Origin of the sequence: Arthrobacter sp. NtRootA1, assembly GCF_019976975.1 — a bacterium.
Classification (GTDB): domain Bacteria; phylum Actinomycetota; class Actinomycetes; order Actinomycetales; family Micrococcaceae; genus Arthrobacter; species Arthrobacter aromaticivorans.
This window is the reverse complement of record NZ_AP024630.1, coordinates 5,034,757-5,053,510: the sequence shown is the minus strand read 5'-3', so window position 1 is coordinate 5,053,510 and position 18,754 is coordinate 5,034,757. Positions and strand designations below refer to the sequence as shown.

22 protein-coding genes are annotated in these 18,754 nt (G+C 61.8%); 9 read left to right on the top strand and 13 right to left on the bottom strand.

The window, feature by feature from the left end; all coding sequences use genetic code 11:
* Positions 1 to 92: 92 nt before the first annotated feature.
* From LDN90_RS23095 to LDN90_RS23085, 3 genes are all read right to left on the bottom strand, one after another.
* Positions 93 to 599, bottom strand: coding sequence for a hypothetical protein (locus tag LDN90_RS23095; protein ID WP_216926187.1), 507 nt, complete (start codon positions 597 to 599; stop codon positions 93 to 95).
* 2 nt (positions 600 to 601) lie between these two features.
* On the bottom strand, positions 602 to 1,162 hold the full coding sequence (locus LDN90_RS23090) for a hypothetical protein (RefSeq protein WP_223947282.1): 561 nt from the start codon (positions 1,160 to 1,162) through the stop codon (positions 602 to 604).
* A 124-nt stretch (positions 1,163 to 1,286) separates the two neighbouring features.
* Entirely contained in the window at positions 1,287 to 1,751 is a 465-nt protein-coding gene (locus LDN90_RS23085) for a phage tail protein (RefSeq protein ID WP_223947281.1), read from the bottom strand.
* 200 nt (positions 1,752 to 1,951) lie between these two features.
* Here LDN90_RS23085 and LDN90_RS23080 point away from each other — a divergent pair, with 200 nt between their 5' ends.
* Positions 1,952 to 2,848: a helix-turn-helix transcriptional regulator gene (locus LDN90_RS23080; protein WP_216926190.1), complete on the top strand. Its 897-nt coding sequence runs from the start codon at positions 1,952 to 1,954 to the stop codon at positions 2,846 to 2,848.
* Here LDN90_RS23080 and LDN90_RS23075 read toward each other — a convergent pair.
* On the bottom strand, positions 2,812 to 4,032 hold the full coding sequence (locus LDN90_RS23075; protein ID WP_223947280.1) for an MFS transporter: 1,221 nt from the start codon (positions 4,030 to 4,032) through the stop codon (positions 2,812 to 2,814). The two genes, LDN90_RS23080 and LDN90_RS23075, sit on opposite strands and share 37 nt — an antisense overlap.
* 90 nt (positions 4,033 to 4,122) lie before the next feature.
* Positions 4,123 to 4,551, bottom strand: coding sequence for a hypothetical protein (locus LDN90_RS23070; protein WP_223947279.1), 429 nt, complete (start codon positions 4,549 to 4,551; stop codon positions 4,123 to 4,125).
* Positions 4,552 to 4,815: 264 nt separating this feature from the next.
* Here LDN90_RS23070 and LDN90_RS23065 point away from each other — a divergent pair, with 264 nt between their 5' ends.
* Together LDN90_RS23065 and LDN90_RS23060 are read left to right on the top strand one after the other, a co-directional pair.
* The gene (locus LDN90_RS23065; protein ID WP_223947278.1) at positions 4,816 to 5,646 is read left to right on the top strand and encodes a PRC and DUF2382 domain-containing protein; all 831 of its coding nucleotides are present in this window, start codon (positions 4,816 to 4,818) and stop codon (positions 5,644 to 5,646) included.
* Positions 5,647 to 5,676: 30 nt separating this feature from the next.
* The gene (locus tag LDN90_RS23060; RefSeq protein ID WP_223947277.1) at positions 5,677 to 6,009 is read left to right on the top strand and encodes a hypothetical protein; all 333 of its coding nucleotides are present in this window, start codon (positions 5,677 to 5,679) and stop codon (positions 6,007 to 6,009) included.
* A 12-nt stretch (positions 6,010 to 6,021) separates the two neighbouring features.
* On the opposite strand, the gene LDN90_RS23055 is transcribed toward LDN90_RS23060, so the two are convergent.
* Entirely contained in the window at positions 6,022 to 7,938 is a 1,917-nt protein-coding gene (locus LDN90_RS23055; RefSeq protein ID WP_223947276.1) for a glycoside hydrolase family 15 protein, read from the bottom strand.
* A 235-nt stretch (positions 7,939 to 8,173) separates the two neighbouring features.
* Between LDN90_RS23055 and LDN90_RS23050 the strand changes: the two genes are divergently transcribed.
* Entirely contained in the window at positions 8,174 to 9,079 is a 906-nt protein-coding gene (locus LDN90_RS23050) for an SDR family oxidoreductase (RefSeq protein WP_223947275.1), read from the top strand.
* Positions 9,080 to 9,224: 145 nt separating this feature from the next.
* The gene (locus LDN90_RS23045; RefSeq protein ID WP_223947274.1) at positions 9,225 to 9,467 is read left to right on the top strand and encodes a DUF6458 family protein; all 243 of its coding nucleotides are present in this window, start codon (positions 9,225 to 9,227) and stop codon (positions 9,465 to 9,467) included.
* Positions 9,468 to 9,525: 58 nt separating this feature from the next.
* On the opposite strand, the gene LDN90_RS23040 is transcribed toward LDN90_RS23045, so the two are convergent.
* Positions 9,526 to 10,134 carry a glyoxalase gene (locus LDN90_RS23040; protein WP_223947273.1) on the bottom strand — a complete coding sequence of 203 codons (609 nt, stop codon included), beginning with the start codon at positions 10,132 to 10,134 and terminating at the stop codon, positions 9,526 to 9,528.
* Positions 10,135 to 10,192: 58 nt separating this feature from the next.
* Here LDN90_RS23040 and LDN90_RS23035 point away from each other — a divergent pair, with 58 nt between their 5' ends.
* Positions 10,193 to 10,477 carry a hypothetical protein gene (locus LDN90_RS23035; protein ID WP_223947272.1) on the top strand — a complete coding sequence of 95 codons (285 nt, stop codon included), beginning with the start codon at positions 10,193 to 10,195 and terminating at the stop codon, positions 10,475 to 10,477.
* Between the two features lie 15 nt (positions 10,478 to 10,492).
* On the opposite strand, the gene LDN90_RS23030 is transcribed toward LDN90_RS23035, so the two are convergent.
* The 4 genes from LDN90_RS23030 to LDN90_RS23015 form a co-directional block, all read right to left on the bottom strand.
* Complete coding sequence (locus LDN90_RS23030; protein WP_223947271.1) at positions 10,493 to 11,056, bottom strand: DUF488 domain-containing protein; 564 nt, start codon at positions 11,054 to 11,056, stop codon at positions 10,493 to 10,495.
* On the bottom strand, positions 11,050 to 11,292 hold the full coding sequence (locus LDN90_RS23025; protein ID WP_216926201.1) for a hypothetical protein: 243 nt from the start codon (positions 11,290 to 11,292) through the stop codon (positions 11,050 to 11,052). The genes LDN90_RS23030 and LDN90_RS23025 overlap by 7 nt, the downstream gene beginning before the upstream one ends.
* 109 nt (positions 11,293 to 11,401) lie before the next feature.
* The gene (locus LDN90_RS23020) at positions 11,402 to 11,995 is read right to left on the bottom strand and encodes a histidine phosphatase family protein (RefSeq protein ID WP_223947270.1); all 594 of its coding nucleotides are present in this window, start codon (positions 11,993 to 11,995) and stop codon (positions 11,402 to 11,404) included.
* A gap of 96 nt (positions 11,996 to 12,091) precedes the next feature.
* Positions 12,092 to 12,460: a VOC family protein gene (locus LDN90_RS23015; RefSeq protein ID WP_216926203.1), complete on the bottom strand. Its 369-nt coding sequence runs from the start codon at positions 12,458 to 12,460 to the stop codon at positions 12,092 to 12,094.
* A 59-nt stretch (positions 12,461 to 12,519) separates the two neighbouring features.
* On the opposite strand from LDN90_RS23015, the gene LDN90_RS23010 reads away from it, so the two are divergent.
* Positions 12,520 to 12,966, top strand: a complete 447-nt coding sequence (locus LDN90_RS23010) for a MarR family transcriptional regulator (RefSeq protein WP_223947269.1) — start codon at positions 12,520 to 12,522, stop codon at positions 12,964 to 12,966.
* A gap of 265 nt (positions 12,967 to 13,231) precedes the next feature.
* On the top strand, positions 13,232 to 14,599 hold the full coding sequence (locus LDN90_RS23005; RefSeq protein WP_223947268.1) for a serine/threonine-protein kinase: 1,368 nt from the start codon (positions 13,232 to 13,234) through the stop codon (positions 14,597 to 14,599).
* 65 nt (positions 14,600 to 14,664) lie between these two features.
* Here the strand turns inward: LDN90_RS23005 and LDN90_RS23000 are convergent, their stop codons facing one another.
* Positions 14,665 to 15,891: a GAF domain-containing sensor histidine kinase gene (locus tag LDN90_RS23000; RefSeq protein WP_223947267.1), complete on the bottom strand. Its 1,227-nt coding sequence runs from the start codon at positions 15,889 to 15,891 to the stop codon at positions 14,665 to 14,667.
* A gap of 132 nt (positions 15,892 to 16,023) precedes the next feature.
* Here LDN90_RS23000 and LDN90_RS22995 point away from each other — a divergent pair, with 132 nt between their 5' ends.
* Positions 16,024 to 17,466 carry an MFS transporter gene (locus LDN90_RS22995; protein ID WP_223947266.1) on the top strand — a complete coding sequence of 481 codons (1,443 nt, stop codon included), beginning with the start codon at positions 16,024 to 16,026 and terminating at the stop codon, positions 17,464 to 17,466.
* Positions 17,467 to 17,475: 9 nt separating this feature from the next.
* Here LDN90_RS22995 and LDN90_RS22990 read toward each other — a convergent pair whose 3' ends face one another.
* Positions 17,476 to 18,723: an NAD(P)/FAD-dependent oxidoreductase gene (locus LDN90_RS22990; protein WP_223947265.1), complete on the bottom strand. Its 1,248-nt coding sequence runs from the start codon at positions 18,721 to 18,723 to the stop codon at positions 17,476 to 17,478.
* Positions 18,724 to 18,754: the final 31 nt, after the last annotated feature.

Genomic DNA, 18,754 nt, shown 5'->3' with positions numbered 1-18,754 from the left:
AGAGATTAACCATGTGTTCAGAATCAGAGATTTATGGCCCGTGGATTGGTCCGGTCCTCGGGCCGAGAGAGCGAAGGACTGCACGGCCCGCCCTACCGACCTCCGTACAACGCCGCCTCAAGCAGGCGGTCAAAGCTGGCAGTTCCACTGCTGACCGGAGCAACGGTGATAACAGCGAGGAGTTTCTCGGAGCCGTCTTCCTTGGCACTTGCGACCCTTTTCACGTGCAGCCGCAAGCCGGGAATCCCGTTGATGAGCAGTGGAAGCTGCTCACCGCTCTTGATCAATTTCCGCAGCTGCTTTGTGGTGATTTTGTCGTCGGAGCTGCCCGTTAGCTCCGTGAGGGTGTCGTTGATCCGTTTTGCCAAGCCGCGCAGCAGGTTCCTCTGGGCGGCGACCGTTGGAATGGTAAGGATCGCTGCGAACCCGGCGGTGAATATCGCTGCTGGGCCCACGCTTCTCAGGGCAGGCATGAAGATCATCAGGATCAGCCACAGGACCACAGCAAGGATGCCGAAAGTGACGAATTTGATGATGGGTTTGTCGCCGGGTTTCCTGAGCCAGCGCACGATTTCAACAGCGTCCGACGCGTTCTCCATGGTCAGGATCCCTTCACTTCGAGGAGTGCTTCGGCCAGAATTACTGCCTCGCGTGCTTCCTTAAGATCGTTCCGCAATCCCAGATCGGGGATCTTCGCGACGCCACCGCCGGTACCGGCAAGTTCGTAGAGGGCCCTGCTGAGGTTTTCGCGATCCTTTGACAACCTCCGGGACGCATCCAGCTTGGCTCTGCTGGCCTCAAGCTCCAGGAGCGAACGGCTGATGGCGTCGCGTCGTCCTTGCATGAGTGACAGTTTCTCCGTGAGCCGCAGGACCTGTGCACTGTGCATTGACCCCATCTGAACGGCAGTTCGTTGGAGCTCACCGAGGGCCGCCAACGTCTGCGGCTCGCCCGAGTGCCGGGCTAGCTCCTCATTGATGCGGACCAGTCGCCGTTCCCAGCCCCGAAGGGCCCGTTGATACCGTCCCAAGAGCAGCGAGATCGCCGGCAGCGCCTTGTCAAGGGCCCTCGCCCGGGTGCTCAGGCTTGCGGTTGCCGCGTCCAGCCTTGCGAGGAATGCGGCGTAATTGTCAGGTGAAGGAACCTTGTTGTGGGGATCCATGCGTCACCTGCGCCCGATGCTGTTGCAACCAGGCTTGGTGCGGCACAACGCTCCCCAAACGCCCATGGCAAGAGAATAGAGGGTCCCCGCCCGTTGGGATAGGGCTCCTGGTGATCCGACGCGCTCAGTACTGACCCTTGATCACGAAGTACGACCCCCGGATTACCCCTGCCAGCTTGGACTTCTGACGGGCGAACTTGAAGCGCGATTCCAGTTCTTCCGGAACGTCCATGCCCTCAGCGAGCTTGAACCCGACCGCCCGCTTCCCGCCGTCCTCGATGCTGTACATGACGTTGATGGAAAGCCCCGACTCGTAGAACACGTAGTCCATCCGCAGACCGTCCACTTCGAAGGCCGTCGCCTCAAGGGGGCGGGAATCGATGACGATGTCGCGCTCTTCCTTCAGGATTCGGCTCACCCGATCCACTACTTCAGGGACCTCGCTTGCAGGATGCACGGTGAAGGTATGGTCGTATTTGTTCTTGTAATAACGGGCCTCGTTGGCCCGCAGTCCTGCGAGTGTCTCGGCCACCGGAGAAGACTCCAGGCCCTCGGTAGAAACGTTCTTGAAGTCAACGATGTACGGCAATTGCTCTCCTCGTCAGATGTCTTGGGACCAACGATAACGCTCCACACTGACACGGCCATTCTTGGACGTGCTGTTGGGTGAGGAAAACGCGCGACGGCGGGAGGTCGCCGTCGTGCGTTAACCGAAGCGTCGTGCGTTAAGGCGAAGCAGGTATCGGGAGGGACTCCCTCCTGATACACGCTTGGCCTAGCGTGGAAGCTATGGATAATCGAGCGGAGGTCCGCGAATTCCTGATTTCACGGCGTGCCCACGTTGCCCCGGAGCGGGTGGGACTTCCCACTGGGACCAATCGGCGGGTTAAGGGGTTGCGGCGTAGTGAAGTGGCCACTCTTGCCGGGTTGAGCGTGGAGTATTACACGCGCCTTGAGCGTGGCGCGATCAGTGGAGCGTCGCCGCAGGTTCTCGAGAGCCTCGCCCGGGCGTTGTGCTTGGACGACGCCGAGCGGGCCCACTTATTCGACCTCGCCCACGCGGCCAGTCCGGTGGCCCGGCCGCCCCGGCGGCGCAACTCCAAGTCCTACGTTCCGCATCAGAGCCTGCAATGGGCGCTGGATGCTGTCACCGCTGGTCCGGCGTTCGTTCGCAACGGCAGGATGGATCTGCTGGCGGTTAATCCCCTGGCCCGGGCGTTCTACAAAGATTGCTATGACATGCCAGGCCAGCCGCCGAACATCGCACGCTTCACGTTCTTGGATGAACGTGCCCACGATTTCTATCCGGACTGGGATGCCTTCGCAGAGGTGACTGTATCCATCCTGCGGACTGAAGCCGGTCGCGACCCGCACAACAAGGAACTGCACGACCTCATCGGTGAGCTGGGTACCCGCAGCGATGAATTCCGGAAACGCTGGGGTGCGCACAACGTGCGCCACCACGGGACGGGTTTCAAGACGTTCAATCATCCCGTTGTGGGTGAGTTGACCCTCGCTTATGAGGGGCTGGAAATGGCCGCTGAGCCCGGCCTGACCCTCACGATCTACAGTGCGGAGCCCGGGTCGCCGTCGGCGGAGCGCCTGCAGCTCCTGGCATCGTGGGCTGCCAGCGAGTATGGCACTGCAGCTCAGGCCGAGCCTGAGAGGGCTGCTTCGGACGGCTGAGGTGACCGTTCTTTCCGCAACAGGACGGTGAGCGGGAGAAAATACAGTGCCGCTATGCAGGTACCCACCAGCACGGGGCCGGTGGCACCGAGCGCGGACTCGATTGCGAAACCTGCGATCCACGAGCCTACTGCTGTGCCGAGGTTGAACGAGGACGTGCTGAGGGCCGAGGCAAGCGTGGGTGCATGGTGGGCATAACCGACTGCCTTGCCTATGAGGATGGGGTTGGTTGCCATGCCGAACAGGCCCAGCAAGAAGATGAGGATCACCGTCAGCGCGGCGTTGCGTGAGAGCAGGCAGAGAGCCCCGAGCACAAGAAACGTCATTGCCGCCGAGACGAACAGCGCCGTGAAGGGGCGGTGCGCGCCAAAATGGCCGCCGAGGTTGGAACCGATGAACGCTCCGACGCCGTAGCCCACGAGAACCAGCGGAACTGCTGCTGCCCCTATGCCCGTGTTCTGTGTCAGGAGCGGAGAGACGAAGCTGTAGGCCGCAAGGGATGATCCACACACGACTGCGCAGCCTGCAAGCACAAGCCAAACCCTGGCGTCACGCATGCTCGCGATCTCGGCCCGAACTGAGGGGATGATGCCAGAGGAAGGTTCGACGCCGACCAAACGGTAAACAGCCAACGCCGCCCCGATCGCCAGGACACTGAGGATCCAGAAAGGACCCCTCCAGCCGATCGACTGGCCGGCAAACGCTCCCAGCGGGACACCGATCACGTTGGCGAGCATGCCGCCGCCCAGGACCACCCCCAACGCTCGTGAGGCGGAAGCGGCACCAGCCGCCTTCGCCCCCACGACGGCGGCGACGGCCCAGAAGGCTCCGGTGGCCAGAGCCGTAAGGAACCGGGCACCAAGAATCACTGCGAAGTCGGTGGTAAGGGCAACGATGACGTGTCCAACAGCGAAAACCACCAATGCGAGGCTGAGCGTGACGCGTCGCTGCATCTTGAGGGTGAGGATGGACATGGTGGGCGTTCCAACGATCATGCCAACAGCGAAGACGGTAATCATCAATCCGGCATTTCCTACAGTGATACCCAGGTCCCGGGCGATCTCTGGAAGGATCCCGGCCACCACGAATTCTGTGGTGCCCATGAGGAACACGCCCGCGGCGAGCACGTAGGTGACAAGCGGCAGACGACGGTTTGTTGGTGCCCGCCAAGTATCAGTGGTCATAGTCCCAGACCATCACGGGCATTCAGCCTGAGGGAGTCCCGGTTGATGGGGGTTCTCCGAGGGACTCTTTTCGGCGGCACTGAATGTGCGTTAGTCCGGTATCTCCATCTGGAACCCACACTCATCGCAGTGCAGCACCCGGGTGTTCAAGTAGGTCTCAAGCTCGGGATCGGCCCGGCCTGTGGCTCCGGAGGAAATCAGGTGGAGTTTCCCGGGCCCCGTGTGCATGGGAACCCCGCAATGCAGATGATGGCGTCCGAACTGCAGGACGCCGTTCGGATCATCGGAGCGGGTCAGGACATCGGCGACGTCGGCCACTTCCGCGGCGTGGGACCGCGAGAATCCGCAAGCTTGGCAACGGTACTCCACATGGATCAATCCTGCGGCAGATCCGGGGGCTTGCCTGATGGTTTCGATGGTTTCGATGAGGAGGTGCTCATCCGTCCCGCAATGATCGCAGAAGGGCTCGGCCGGCAAGGGGGAACGAGGAAAAGGAGGGTGGGCTGACTGCGCAGGCATGATCATCCTGTGACAAGTGGAGAGTGGATACCTTGGGCACAAGTACGATTTCTCAGGCTTGAGCCTAGACGCCGCCGGCTCTGGATGACAAGGGCTTCGAATCTTCCGTTGGGTCTTGCCAAGAAATAGTAAGCATGCTTATGTATTGCTGTTCCGCGAAGTCAGCGGGTTGAATCCATTCCCCGTCCTGATTCCGGAATCTATGCCCGGTGATGCAGGCCGCCGGGCTCCAAATGCAACAGAATCACATTCCAAGGAGACATCATGCTCGCCAGGGAGAACATTGACCGTCTGATGGGCCTCAACGGAAACGTTCGGACCACGGAGGGTGACAAGGTTGGGTCAATCGGCACGTTCTACACCGATGACGACACAGGGGAGCCAACATGGGTAACAGTTAAAACCGGTCTTTTCGGTACTTCTGAGTCGTTCATTCCCTTGGAGGGAGCCAACGTGGAGGGCGACGACGTCGTTGTTCCCTACAGCAAGGACCACATCAAGGACGCGCCCCGCGTGGCTGAAGATGGCCACCTCGACCCGGGTGAAGAAGAGCGGCTTTACAACCACTACAGCATCCAGGACCGGGGTGGTTTCGAGGGCCAGCGTGACTACGTGAACCGGAGCGCTGGAACGGAGACAAGTGCTGGAATGGGCACAAGAGCCGGGGTAGACGCCGTCGGCGGCATGGACGTTGACACGACCGGAACTGCACGCGCAGGCGATGACGCCATGACCCGTTCTGAAGAGCGGCTCAACGTCGGGACGGAAAGGACAGCGGCCGGACGGGCGCGTCTTCGCAAGTACATCACCACCGAAAACGTGACTACCACCGTGCCGGTCCAGCGTGAGGAAGTCCGGCTTGAGCGTGAGCCCATCACGGACGCCAATAAGGGAGACGCCATGTCCGGTCCTGACCTCACAGAAAGCGAGCATGAGGTCACACTTCACGAAGAGCGGCCGGTAGTGGATAAGGAAACCGTCCCAGTAGAGCGCGTGCGCTTGGAAAAGGACACCGTCACCGATGATGTCCCCGTCAATGAGGAAGTCCGCAAGGAGAATATTGAAACTGAAGGCACGCGCGATACCCGCCGCTGAAGCGTGCCGCAGCTGCCGCACTACTGAGGGGTGAAAACGCCCGACGGCGGGAGGCCGCCGTCGGGCCTTTATCCAGCCAGCCGTCCCTTCTCCAGGCAGCGGGTCCTACCGCAGAAGCCCCGGCAATGGGACGATTTCCTTATGGGCGAAGAAGAGAAGAAGGGCCCTGGCGCGCCCTCGGGCGCAGGGCCAGAGGAACGCGATCTGTGGCAGGATACCGACGCTGGATCTCCGACCACACAGCAGATGAGGACTATCGGCCAGCGTCGGCGGGAGGCCGAGCGCAAGCTCGATCAACATCTGGAGGAAGCCAAGCACAAGGCTGAAGCCGCCGATCCGGACGACCAAAAAACGGAATCTTGACTGCGGCCCTTTTCAGCGGCTGGTTTCGGGGCGCTTTCTTGGCGCCGGATGATCTGTGCCCGGGCCGCTTTCGGAAATGGCCTGCTGTGGGAGCTGGTCGGTACCTTTCTCCGGGTGTTTCGGGCTACGCAGTGGCGTGTCACTGCCATGGGCTTCGCCGTGATGGAGCTGCAGGGCGCAGTGGATCAGAGGAAAGTGGCTGAACGCTTGCGGCGTGTTCCCGAGTTGCCGCTGGGTTCTGGGATCCCATTCCTCGCTTAGTAGCCCCACATCGTTTCGGAGCGTCAAAAGCCGCTCGAACAACGCCGTTGCCTGGCCGGCATGGCCAATGCCCAGCAGCGCATCCACCAACCAGAACGAGCACGCAAGGAAGACTCCTTCATCGCCGGGAAGGCCGTCATGGCCGGACTCGGTTCGGTAGCGCAGCACCAGGCCATCATCGGTCAGCCCTTCCTGGATGGCTTTCACGGTGCCCGCAACCCGTGGATGGCGGTGCCCCAAAAAGCCAACGCGGGGGATGAGGAGCAGGCTGGCGTCCAGTTCCTTACTGCCGTAGGACTGGACAAAGCTGTTGAGCTCTTCATCGAAACCGCGTGTCATCACCTCTGCGTGGATCTGCCTGCGCAGGGAGGCCCAGCGGTCTCCGGGGCCGGGCAATCCCGAAGTTCTTACGGCCTTGACCATGCGATCTGCAGCTACCCATGCCATGACTTTGGAATGCGTGAAGTGCCGGCGGGGGCCGCGCATCTCCCACAACCCGTTATCCGGTTGGTCCCAAGCCCCTTCCAGGAACTCCATCAACGCTACTTGAATGTCCCAGGACGTATCCACGGTGCCCGGCGGGGAAGCTGCCCTGGTCAGCGCGAGCCCGTCCAACACCTCGCCCCAAACGTCCAATTGCAACTGTGGGGCTGCGGCGTTTCCGGTGCGGACTGGCAGGGAATTTTCGTAGCCCGAAAGCCATGGGATCTCTGCCTCCGGTAGTCTCCGGGCGCCGTCCAGGCCGTAAACGATCTGCAGCTCGGAAGGATCGCCCGCAACGGCGCGGAGCAGCCATTCCCGCCAGGCTGCTGCTTCATCCGTGTATCCGGCGGCAAGCAACGACTGCAGGGTCAGTGTTGCATCGCGCAGCCAGCAATAGCGGTAGTCCCAATTGCGGGAACCGCCCAGTTGCTCGGGAAGGGACGTTGTAGCGGCGGCCACGATGCCTCCCGTCGGGGCATAGGTGAGTGCCTTGAGGGTGATGAGGGATCGCTCCACTGGGTCCTTGTACTGGCCCTCCATCTCGCATTGGTCAATCCATTCCCGCCAGAAGGATTCCGTGGCGTGAAACGCTTTGGTTGCATCGATTCGCCGGGGCTCCGGCTCATGGCTTGGTGCCCAGCGAAGCACGAAGGGGATGCGTTCCCCGGCGCGGACGGTGAACTCACTGATCGTGCGCCTGTCCACGCCCTTGAGCGGAGCAGGCGTCGTGAGATAGGCCGAATCGGGCCCCGCGACGGCGCTGATTCCGTGCTTGTTGCGGCGCACCCAGGGCACCACGCGACCGTAATCGAAGCGGAGAATCAGCTCCCCACGCATGGTCACCTCGCCGGACAGGCCTTCCACGATCCGCACGAGGTCTACAGCGTCATCGCGGACAGGCATGAAATCGGTGACCCGGACCGCGCCGCCGTCCACTTCCCATTCCGTTTCCAGGATCAGGGTGTCCGGACGGTAGCGGCGCCGTGTGCAGTTCCCGCCGTTGCGCGCCCCAGCATCTGTGGGCGCGAGGAGCCATCGGCCAGCTTCCGGGGTATGCAGCAGGGCTGCGAAGCAGGCGGGGGAGTCGAAGCGGGGCAGGCACATCCAATCGATGGACCCGTCGCGTGCCACCAGGGCGGCCGTATTCAAGTCGCCGATGATCGCATAGTCCTCAATTCTGGCCATGGCATCAGATCCTCATAATCGGACGGCGTCGAGTATGCCCTGACCGTACACTTTTGCCTCACGCACCTCAACGGATGCGGCGGTATTCGGCTACCGCGCCGGCATCGCCCATGAGGGGTCAACGCACGACGCCGGCAGATCGCCGTCGTGCGTTTGCGTGAACTCTGGAATCAACGCAGCGAGGCATGCTACGACTGTTCTTGGGAGCGAACCCGGCGAGTCCAAGGAGCAAATCATGGCTGAAGAAAAGCCTGTCCTCGTGGTCGGTGCCACCGGCTACCTTGGCAGTCAGGTGGTTGATGCACTTCTCCAGCGTGGCAAGAGCGTCCGGGCGCTTGTCCGGGCAAAATCCAACGCGGGCAAGCTTGAAGCCAAAGGTGTCGAGATAGTCCGGGGCGACATGCTTGACGTGGCCTCGTTAATTCACGCAATGACTGGTGTAGCCGGGGCTATTTCGACTGCCGCCGGGTACACGCGGAACGATAAGAACGCCAACGCCATAGACACGTTCGGCAACAGCAACCTAGCCGTCGCCGCCAAACAAACAGGCGTTCCCAGGTTTGTTCTCATCAGCATCCTCACCTGCGATCTGACACCCCAAGTTCCGCACTTTTGGCACAAGAAGCAGGCCGAGGATGCCTTCGAGCAACTGGGCGTCCCTTTCGTTGCGCTCCGTCCGGGTGCGTTCTTTGACCAGACCGCTGGGATGGGTGGCGATCCTTTGGCGAAGGGGCGCGTCATGTGGATCGGTTCCAAGGACACCCCTCTGACTTTCGTCCTCACCAGCGACCTCGCGGGTTATCTTGCGGATGCTGTGGAGGCGGACGTGGCTGATGGCGAACGCATCGACATCGGCTGGACCCGCCCCGTCAGCATGACAGAAGCGGCGGGCCTCCTGTCCAAACATGGCGAGGCGGACGCCAAGGACATCAAGATCATGGCCGTTCCAACGCCAGTGCTCAAGGGCCTAGGGAAAGTCACCTCGCGCTTTGCCCCGCTGGTAAGCGATATGGCCAGCATGTCGGCTTGGTTCGAGACGGGCCGATACGTAGCCAACACGAGCCGGCAAGCCGAAGTTTTCGGCCCGCCGCCCGCTCCCGAGGACGCCATCGCCCGGTTTGCGGCGGCTTTCGGGCACTGACCGACGACCGTTCCGGCGCGCCTGGTAGGCGAACAATGACGGGCACAATCTTTCGCGCTCCCCAAATTGAGAAGTATGCTTACGATATCGACGCAGTTCCGTGATCACCCGATCGCGGGCCGGTCGGACGTGAGAGGAGCACGACATGAGAATAGGTTCTTCCATAGCACTCATCGCCATTGGAGCGATTCTGGCCTTTGCCCTTGCCCCCGGACTCATCCCCTTCGTGGACCAGGTCCTGATCGGCTACATCCTGATGGCTGTAGGCGTGTTGGGCCTGATCGTTTCCATCATCATGGCAAGCCGCACCCGGCGTACGGATCACATCGTGGAGCGGCGCGATGCTCCCGAGACAATCATCGACCGACGCCCGCGTCCCGAGGTTTAGCTTCTTCCAAGGCAGACGGAAACGCACGACGGCGGAAGGTCGCCGTCGTGCGTTTCTGCTAAAGCGGCGCTTCCCAGACAAATCCGTCGGGGTCGGTGAAGGTGCCTGCGTCGCCGCTGATAAGCAGATGATGCGACCCGGTGCCGTCAGGTGATACGCCGGCGGTCTTAGCCAGCGCGCTACGTTTGTTGAGCGTCAGCTTGATGGGACCGGTATCAAACTCGACGTATCGGCTTCCGAAACTCTTGGCCAACGTGAGGCCCCGGTCGAGATAGAACTGCTTGCTGGCGGCCACATCCGCGACTCCCAGTTGGAGCACCATCGCATCAATCTGCAGATTGGCCGGACCGCTGTCCTTCTTGGACGAGGAGGCGACTGTCCAGATGGTGCCGTCTGGAGCCTGGAGGACTCCGCCGTACCCCCACAGGGATTTGGCGGCAGGCTTAATGACCGTCGCGCCGGCGTCGCGTGCCTTGTCCATAAGGCCGTTGACACTCGACGGCTGGGAGACGACAAGCGACATCGTAAATGCGCGAAAGCCCGTGGACGGCGTCTCGGATGGACGTACCTGGACCCTGCCGCCCATGTTGAAAACGTCAGTGTAGAAGGCCTCCGCCACCTGCGTGGTGGGAACGACCTCGATGATTACGGATTCGATGGCTGCCATGTCAGTCATCCTAGTGAACAAACAGTGGGGGCGGCTGAACACCACGTAGGCTGCTGGCATGGAGAAGTCATTCGATGTAGAACTCGTAAATCAGGATGAATACTTGGTGCGCTGGGCATCCGAAGGACAGGCCGGGGAATCCGTCTTCCGGATCACCCCTGAATTCCTGGCCGAGGCTGGGCTGGACGGCCAGGATGGGCAGTTCATTACTGAAGAGACGGCCAACTTTCTGGCGGAGCACCAGCCCGTGATCGACTTTCCCCAAACAGTGGATCTGGAAGAGATTGCCGCAGCCTACCCCGACTTCGCACAGCAACTGCGGAGCCGGCTTGAGGCCCGCTAGCCCAACTCCGCTGACCTAACCCACTGACTCGTCCACAGGCAGGTCGTACTGCAGATGCGCCCCGTGCACCCTCACCCCGGCCGTAGGAACGTGGGGGACGAGCTTGGCTCCCGGCATGAGATGGCTGACCGGCTGTAAGTCCAGCAGGACGCAATGATCTGCGATGAGGCGGCGGTGGCAACGCCACCAGAGCGTTTCGCTGCACATGATTGCGGTCTTTTGGGCACTCGCGTCCGCCAAAAGCTGGCTCAGGGCTGCCGTGAACCCAGTTGTGCGCATGTACGCCGCGTAGGCCCTGAAAGAATCGCTGCGCAGGGATGTGTCGGGGGAGTCGGGTGGCAGCTTCCGGAAACCACCGAGCCGCTGTTCCCATCGATAAGCGATTCCGGCAGCGGGCAGCCACTCCTCCATGTGGTTTCTTCCGAAGTGAGGATATTTCCGGCTTCCCGGGGCAATCCGAACATCCACCAAGGACTTCACGCCGGCCGTGCGCAAAAGCTCTTCAAAGTCGGCCTGGGGCGTGGCGCCATGCCCAACCGTCAACAGGTTTTGTTCGTTCGATATCGGTGTGCTCAGCATTGGAACTGGACGTCAAAATCTTCCGGCTTCCGCCCGCTTGAGGCAGTTGCGGCGTCGAGCACAGTTTGTGCCGCCTGTTCAAGCCGGGAAACGTGGAGCACTAGCCCCGGTATTTGAACGACGCGAAGTTCAAACCAGCCGTCGGTGGCCAGAGTTACCCTTGCCGTCAGTGTGATGGCGTTGGCCCGGCAGGTTTCGGTGGTCACGAGTCGGGAGCCAACAAGTGTGAGGGCCAAGCTGACCTCCAGTGAACCGGAGCGAATGGCGCCAACTGCTTGACTCTCTTGAGCATACAGAAACTGGCATGCGCAATGTCAATAAGATGCGCTGAGTTTCGCGGTTGTGTCAGCTGTCCACGTCGGCCGTTAGAAGCTCACCGTTGAAGTACTCCAGCTTCCAGCCATCGGAGGCGTGGTGATGGGCGAGGTTCAGCACGGCATTGTGGACACTGTCCAGTGTGCGGCCGATCGCGCGGCTCAGCGCCAGGCGGATCAACGTGCCGTGGGTTACCACCAGGACGCGCTGTCCTGAAAATTCCTGCGCCAACTGTTCCAGGGCATCCATGCCGCGGCTGGCTGCGTCCTCATCGCTCTCGCCGCCGCGGAAACCGCCCGGGACGCGAAGTGCTTCGAGCTCCGGGCCGGCTTGCAGACCTTCGGCCGGACCGAAGCTTCGCTCAATGAGCTCGGGAATCCGCCGGGCGACGGTAAGGCCCAGGCCCTCTGCGATCAGGTCCGCTGTTTCTGCTGCACGGCTCAAGGGTGAGGAAACGATTGCGTCCCACTGGTAATTCGCCAAGGTGGCAACGGCTTCACGCGCCTGTTCGCGGCCGACGTCGTTCAGTGGAATGTCGGTGGCCCCCTGCAACCGGCGCTCCGCGTTCCAGTCGGTCTGGCCATGGCGGACGAGGGCGAAGGTAGTAAGGGTCATGCCTTCCATTGTGCCTTCCGGCCGCCCGGGCCGCAGTTCCGTGCGTCACGTAAGGAAAACGTCCGACGGCGGGAGGTCGCCGTCGGACGCTTGTTGCGGTTGGTGTCAGGCGGCGTCGTGGATGGTGATCCGGTAGCCGTCCGGATCTGCGAAGGTGAACGTGCGCCCGAAGGGCCCGTCGATGGGTGCTGCCGTGATCTGCGTGCCATGGGCGGAGAGAGCGTCGTGAAGTTCCTGGGCGTCGGTTGCCCGCAGCCACAAGGCAATTCCTTCGCCGGGTTGCGGGAGCGAATCCAACTCGGTTTCCGGCAGTGGCTCCCGGACGGCGAAAGGGACCGGGTTGGTATCAAAAACGACAGCATGTGGCGGACCGGCCATGGAGCGCCTCAGGCCGAGTTGGTGCTCGTAAAACAGTGCCGAACGTTCAAGGTCGCGGACCTGCAGGGAAATGAAATCTGGACCGATTGTAGCCATGCTTGTTCTCCTCAATATGTCAGTATGTTGACATTCGTAAGGTATGTCAGAATATTGACATGAGTCAAGACGGCAGCGGCGTGGATCTGGACACCTCCCTGGGCTATCTCCTGAAGCAAGTGCATACTGCGTTGCGGAGCGCAATGGACGCAGCCCTGCGACCCCTCGGAATGACAGTGCCGCAGTACGCGTGCCTTGAGCTCCTGGCGCAGCGTCCCGGCCTCTCCAATTCCGAGCTCGCCCGCGGAGTCTTCGTGTCCCGGCAGTCAATGAACGTGCTTCTGCAGGCGCTGGAGCGGGACGGGCTGGTTTCCCGGCCGGAGCGGCCTGTTGCCGGGCGGGCGCTCCCCGTGAAGTTAACCCCGCTTGGCAGTAAACGATTGAAGGCAGCCAGTGAGGCCGCCAATGCAGTGGAAGGGCGATTACGGCGGGGCCTGGCCATGGATGAGGAGCAGCACTTGCGGGCCTTGCTGGGCTCGCGGCTGGCGGAACTCCGAGGAGAGTAAGACGACCCGTGGGTGGCCCGTTTCCCTTCCGGGCCAATACTAAGTATCCTGATGACTTATCTGGTGAATCCGGATGATGCTGTTTGACGCAGGACTGCTCAAGCCGTAGCGGTTTCGCCGAACAGGGCGGCCGCACGGCTCTCGTGAAATTTTGATCGGCGGCGTTGCCTGGTAGTAACGGACACTGTTAAGGTCCGGAGCACACAGGCGGGCCTGAAGGGCGTGACAATTCGTGGGCAACAATGACGAGGCCGTGGAGTTCCACGTGACCGATTCCAGTGTGGCTGCTATCGATGGCCGCTATGAGCTGGGACCTGTTTTGGGCCGAGGAGCCATGTCCACGGTGTACCGGGCCACGGACTTGCTCCTTGGCCGGGACGTGGCAATCAAGATCTTCCTGCCTGGTTCTGGCGACGACTCGTTCAGGAGCCGCCAGGAAACCGAGATGCGGCTGCTCGCAAGCTTTGACCATCCAGGCCTGGTGGCAGCCTTCGATGCCGGTGTTGATACGCGCAATGACGAAGAACGCGCGTACCTTGTCATGGAGCTTGCCGAGGGACGTGACCTGAAAGCCGTATTGTCCGATGGGCCTCTGACGCATTCCGAAACCACCCGCATCGGCGTGCGACTGGCCGGCGCCCTTGCGCAGGTGCATGCCCAGGGCGTCATCCACCGCGACATTAAGCCGGCGAATATCGTCGTCTCGGAGGGGACAGATGGCGCCGACTCCGTGAAGCTGGCAGACTTCGGCGTCGCCTTGGTCATGGACGATCACCGCCTCACCGCAACGGGCTTCACCGTCGGTACAGCCCAATACCTCAGCCCGGAGCAGGCACAAGGGCTGCATCTGACGCCTGCCAGCGACATCTACTCCTTGGGTTTGGTGCTCCTGGAGTGCCTCACTGGCAAGCCCGAATACCCTGGAACCCCGGTGGAGACGGCCTCGGCGCGCCTTCACCGGGCACCCGAGATCCCGGAAGACCTACCCAATGGACTGCGCGGACTCCTCCAGGCAATGACCGACATGGATCCAGAACGACGCCCGACCGCGGGCGACGTTGAAGAAGTCCTGGCGGGCCGGCGTCGAAAGCTGCCACCCATGGCAACGGCAATCCTGCCGTCAGTTCCAGCGGCGCCTGCAGTCCCATCGAAGCCGGCTTTGCCGTCGCGGCCGCCGCAGGTGGCGACCTCAAGCCCCGGGCCAGCTGCTTCAGCTGCGGGAAGACGTGCCTCCGCTACGGGTCCAAGGGTTTTTGGAAAGAAGTCCAAGGTGCTCGCCGGGCTGGTTGCGGCTGCCCTCGCGGTTCCCGTCGCTTTGGCGTTGCTCACCAATGGCGTCTTTGCCCCGGAATCTTCAGCCGAACCGACGCGGCAGGTCGATCCGCGTGTCACCGTCATCGAATCACAACCCAGCGGGCTGGCGACTCCCGTGGAAACGGCGCCGCCAGCGGTGGAGCCCGCAACCGAAGTTGTGGATGTTCAAGATCAGCAGCCCGTTCCGGCGCCAGCGGTACAAACCAACGTGTCTGCCCAGGATGGTGCAGGCGCCGGCTCCCAAGATCCCGCGGACGCCAAGAGCGGCGGCAAGAATGACACGAAGCCCGACAAAGGGAAGGGGAACGGCCGCGGGTAACGCCTGAGGGGCAAAACGCACGACGGCGGTAGGTCGGCGTCGCGCGTTTCTTGTGTTGCGCGCCGCTAAAGATCGGCCGGAAAGCTCACTGCCACCGTGGTTCCACCGCCAGCAGTCTCCGAGAGGGTGAGTTCGCCGCCGTGGGCCTTGGCGATGCTGCTGCAGGTGGCAAGCCCCAAGCCGGAGCCGGGCCCGTCGCCTTGGCGGCGCAGGCGCACCAACGGTTCCAGGACCCTGGCCCGGTCCTCCGCGTTGATGCCCTTTCCATTATCGGCCACGAAGATGGTGGCGCCGTGGTAATTGGAGACACCGCTGATCCGGACCTGCAGATCCCTTACGGGGCTGCGGTAGTTCATGGCGTTGGACAACAGGTTCTGCAGCAAAGTGCGCAGTTGGCCTTTGTCCGCCTGGAGGTTCAGGTCCTGCACTTCAAGGATGTCGTCCTCGATGCCGAGGTCCCGGGCCACCTCGCCCGCTGCCTCCTTGAGTGAGACCTGTTGTGGCTGTATGCCGCCGCCCACCCTCGAGTAGCTCAGGACGTCTTCCAGCATCCCCAGCATCCGGCGGCCACTCGCCCCGATGCGGCTGAGGTATTCGGCTGCCGCGCTGTCCGCTTGGACGTCTGGATCGTCCTCCACCAACTCTACGTAGCCCAGGATGGTGGTGAGCGGAATCCGGAGATCGTGGCTGACGCGGCCCGCGAAACCAGCCAGCTTGGCGTTGCTCTCCTTCAACTCTGCATACGTGCGGTCCAGTTGGATTGTGCGGTGCTGCAACTCCAACAGCTCCACCACCTGCTTGGCCAGCACTTCCAGCATGCTGACTTGCTCGGGCCGGATCTCTTTGGGTTTGTCGGAAAAGACGCACAAGGTGCCGGGAACGAATCCTGATTCTGTTTGCAGCGGAACCGAAGCGTAGAACCGAACCCGGCCCAATTCACCGGTGACGAACGGGTTGTCAGCTGACCGCGGATCCAGCGAAGCGTCAGGGATAACCGTGATCTCGCGGGAGAGGAACACCTTGGCACACATGGAATCTTCGCGCGAGCACATGCCCGGTTCCACACCCCATGCGCCAATTTGGTATTGGTATTCGGCGCTGATGATATTGACCACCCCAAAAGGGGCCTCGCAAAGCTCAGTGGCAAGGCGCACGAGGTTCTGCAGCGCACTCATGACGGCGGCGTTGGGAAGCAGGGTGGAATCCTCTGCGGGGTCCAGGCCGTACTCCCGCAACTCCAGATCCCGGCTAACGTCATCGGTGAAGGCGAGCTGGCCCTTTGCACCTTTCATCAAGAATTTCCCCCAGGCTTCTTTAGGATTCCTTGCCGATCCTACCGGGAGGTTGGCGGGGTTTGATTGTCATAAGGACCGGGTTGTCGCTGGGCCTTATCTGCGGCAATTGGTGTCAGTACACTGGAACGCATGACCGAGCAGGAACCGGCTGGGGTAACTGACGTTATCGACCTCTCCCTGCGCACTCCGGCAGAGCGATCCCGCACATTTATGGGGATCCTGGTGAACACTGCCCTCGCAAACATCACCACAAGCTATCTCTGGTTCGCCCTGACATTCTGGGTTTATCTGGAAACGCGCAACGTTATTGCCACGGGAGTGGTCGGGGGCGCTTACATGCTGCTGATTGCACTCTCCAGCATCAGTTTCGGCACCTTCGTGGACAGGTATCGGAAGCTTGCCGTGATGCGCTTCGCTGCTGGGTTCACCCTGGTGATGTTCGTGCTATCAGGAGTGCTGTTTCTCCTGATCCCTACTAGGCAGCTGTTGGACCTCACGCAGCCGTGGTTCTGGCTTTTCACTCTGATCATCCTCGTGGGTGCAGTGGTGGAAAATCTGCGCAATATTGCCCTCTCCACCACCGTCACCATCCTCATCGAGCCTGATCGCCGGGCCAATGCCAACGGAATGGTGGGGATGGTGCAGGGACTGATGTTCGTTGTTACCTCGGTCCTCTCCGGGCTCTCAGTAGGCCTGCTGGGCATGGGCTGGACCATTGTGGCCGCCCTGATTCTTAGCGCGTTGGCGTTCGCCCATCTACTTACCTTGCGAATGCCCGAAGAGGTGCAGGCCGCCGCTACTGACGCGCATGGCGGCTTCGACTTCCGGGGCTCGCTTGCCGCTGTCCTGGCAATTTCCGGGCTGTTTGCGCTGATCGTGTTTTCCACGTTCAACAACTTCGTGGGCGGTGTGTACATGGCCTTGATGGATCCTTATGGATTGGAAATGTTCTCCGTTGAGATGTGGGGAACGTTCTTCGCCCTGGGCTGCACTGGAATACTGGTGGGCGGTGCCCTGGTGGGAAAGTTCGGGCTCGGCTCCAATCCGTTGCGGACCATGCTCATCGTTGTCGCCGTGATGGGGCTGCTTGGTGCAGTGTTCACCCTGCGTGAATGGGCATGGCTGTATGTAGCCGGTATCTGGCTCTATCTGACCTTGGTTCCCATCGTGGAAGCTGCCGAGCAAACAGTCATCCAGCAGGTGGTTCCCCTGAACCGGCAGGGCAGGGTGTTCGGATTCGCCATGGCTTTCGAGTCCGCAGCAGCGCCCATTACAGCGTTCCTCATCGCCCCGATCGCCCAGTTCTGGATCATCCCCTACGCCCGCTCCGCCGAGGGCGCCGCCCAACTCGAACCGCTGTTGGGTCAGGGCGCGTCCCGCGGGATCGCCCTGGTGTTCCTGATTGCCGGATTCATTCTCATTGCCGCGGCACTGATTGCCTTCCTGACACCCGTTTACCGGAGCGTCTCGGCGTCGTATATGCAGAAGGCAGCGGGCAGAGGCGATGGTGGGGGTGCGGGCGCTGACGGGAGCCTGGCTACCGGGGGTGCTGAGGCAGCATCTTCCGGGTGAGCGCCGTGGTCATCTGTCGGCAAACTCGGGAACAGCATCCCAGTCGATGTGATGGCCGTACAGCCAATCGAAGTTGTCCGCGGCCTTCCGGGCAAGTCCCCTGAAAATGGCACGCATGGCCAGATCCTGGAGTACCCGGGTGAACTGGTTCCTGACCTTGGGTTCAGAATTCCGGCGACCCCAGGCAACCACCGTCTCTGCACGGGGGCGGCGCTCCGCTTCGTAGGCCGCAAACCGGGCAGCGAGGCTAGCTTCTTTGTCGTCGCTTGTGGCTCCCCGAAGGGCACGGCCCAGCGTGACGGCGTCCTCGATTGCCATCGATGCGCCCTGCCCGGACGATGGAGAGGCAGCATGGGCGGCATCGCCCACCAGGACCATCTTGCCGCTGTGCCAGCGGGGGACGCTCGGGAAATCGAACGTGGAATACGGCTTGATGATGTCTTCCGTGGCGCGAATCAGGGCCGCCATTGGTGTTCGGTCTCCAGCCACCAGCCCGGTCAGCCAAGACTTGAGTTCCTCCTGGCCAAGCAAAGCCGGATCAGCACTGGAGCGCTGCAAAGGATTTGCGAACCACCAGATCCTGCTGTCGGGGCTGGGCATGTAGCAGTAGAAGCAGCGCTTGCCGAACACCATCTTCATGCGCCCCGGGGACACGCCGAGATCTACGTCTTTTAGCGCCAAGGCGGCGGTGTTGGCAGGAATGATGCCGCCCGTGTTGAGCAGTGGGATGGTGCGCGGTGCGGGGGAGGCGGGGTCGATCAGCGGCCGCACCGCCGAGCGCAGCCCGTCGGCCCCAACCAGCAGGTCACCGCGGGCGGATGTGCCGTCGTCGAAAACGGCCGTGACGCCGTCGGGCAGTTCCTCGACCTTTATCAAACGCCTGCCATGCTCGATCCTGATCCCACGGCGGAGTGCTTCCTCCCGCAAGAGGGTGTAAAGCTCCGAGCGGGTCATGGTCCGGGCCGTGGTGCCATCAGGGAGGGTGCCGCCGAAATCGAAATCGATCAGGTGGCGACCCGTGCTGCCCAGGTACATGGACATAAGGGGAGTGCTGAAGCCCAGCTGCGCGGCTTGCTCCTTGAGTCCCAGCGTGTCCAGGGCATCGAAACCGTTGACCGCGAGGGTGAGGAAGGCGCCGACTCCGTCAGAAGGCCCATTGTGGGCCTCAAAAACAGTGGCGGAGTGGCCGGCTTTCTGAAGTGAGAGAGCCGTGGAAAGGCCGGCTACGCCGGATCCGATGACAAGACAGTTCAGCATGGGAGCTCCTCGGGAATTTATTTCGTTCGGT

Excerpts from the sequence above, each read along its gene's own strand:
- LDN90_RS23065 (WP_223947278.1), top strand. The coding sequence starts at position 4,816 with ATGCTCGCCAGGGAGAACATTGACCGTCTGATGGGCCTCAACGGAAAC.
- LDN90_RS23090 (WP_223947282.1), bottom strand. The coding sequence starts at position 1,162 with ATGGATCCCCACAACAAGGTTCCTTCACCTGACAATTACGCCGCATTC.
- LDN90_RS23075 (WP_223947280.1), bottom strand. The coding sequence starts at position 4,032 with ATGACCACTGATACTTGGCGGGCACCAACAAACCGTCGTCTGCCGCTT.
- LDN90_RS23050 (WP_223947275.1), top strand. The coding sequence starts at position 8,174 with ATGGCTGAAGAAAAGCCTGTCCTCGTGGTCGGTGCCACCGGCTACCTT.
- LDN90_RS23015 (WP_216926203.1), bottom strand. The coding sequence starts at position 12,460 with ATGGCTACAATCGGTCCAGATTTCATTTCCCTGCAGGTCCGCGACCTT.
- LDN90_RS23035 (WP_223947272.1), top strand. The coding sequence starts at position 10,193 with ATGGAGAAGTCATTCGATGTAGAACTCGTAAATCAGGATGAATACTTG.
- LDN90_RS22990 (WP_223947265.1), bottom strand. The coding sequence starts at position 18,723 with ATGCTGAACTGTCTTGTCATCGGATCCGGCGTAGCCGGCCTTTCCACG.
- LDN90_RS23000 (WP_223947267.1), bottom strand. The coding sequence starts at position 15,891 with ATGAAAGGTGCAAAGGGCCAGCTCGCCTTCACCGATGACGTTAGCCGG.
- LDN90_RS23040 (WP_223947273.1), bottom strand. The coding sequence starts at position 10,134 with ATGGCAGCCATCGAATCCGTAATCATCGAGGTCGTTCCCACCACGCAG.
- LDN90_RS23070 (WP_223947279.1), bottom strand. The coding sequence starts at position 4,551 with ATGCCTGCGCAGTCAGCCCACCCTCCTTTTCCTCGTTCCCCCTTGCCG.
- LDN90_RS23030 (WP_223947271.1), bottom strand. The coding sequence starts at position 11,056 with ATGCTGAGCACACCGATATCGAACGAACAAAACCTGTTGACGGTTGGG.
- LDN90_RS23045 (WP_223947274.1), top strand. The coding sequence starts at position 9,225 with ATGAGAATAGGTTCTTCCATAGCACTCATCGCCATTGGAGCGATTCTG.
- LDN90_RS23080 (WP_216926190.1), top strand. The coding sequence starts at position 1,952 with ATGGATAATCGAGCGGAGGTCCGCGAATTCCTGATTTCACGGCGTGCC.
- LDN90_RS23055 (WP_223947276.1), bottom strand. The coding sequence starts at position 7,938 with ATGGCCAGAATTGAGGACTATGCGATCATCGGCGACTTGAATACGGCC.
- LDN90_RS23020 (WP_223947270.1), bottom strand. The coding sequence starts at position 11,995 with ATGGAAGGCATGACCCTTACTACCTTCGCCCTCGTCCGCCATGGCCAG.
- LDN90_RS22995 (WP_223947266.1), top strand. The coding sequence starts at position 16,024 with ATGACCGAGCAGGAACCGGCTGGGGTAACTGACGTTATCGACCTCTCC.
- LDN90_RS23095 (WP_216926187.1), bottom strand. The coding sequence starts at position 599 with ATGGAGAACGCGTCGGACGCTGTTGAAATCGTGCGCTGGCTCAGGAAA.
- LDN90_RS23010 (WP_223947269.1), top strand. The coding sequence starts at position 12,520 with ATGAGTCAAGACGGCAGCGGCGTGGATCTGGACACCTCCCTGGGCTAT.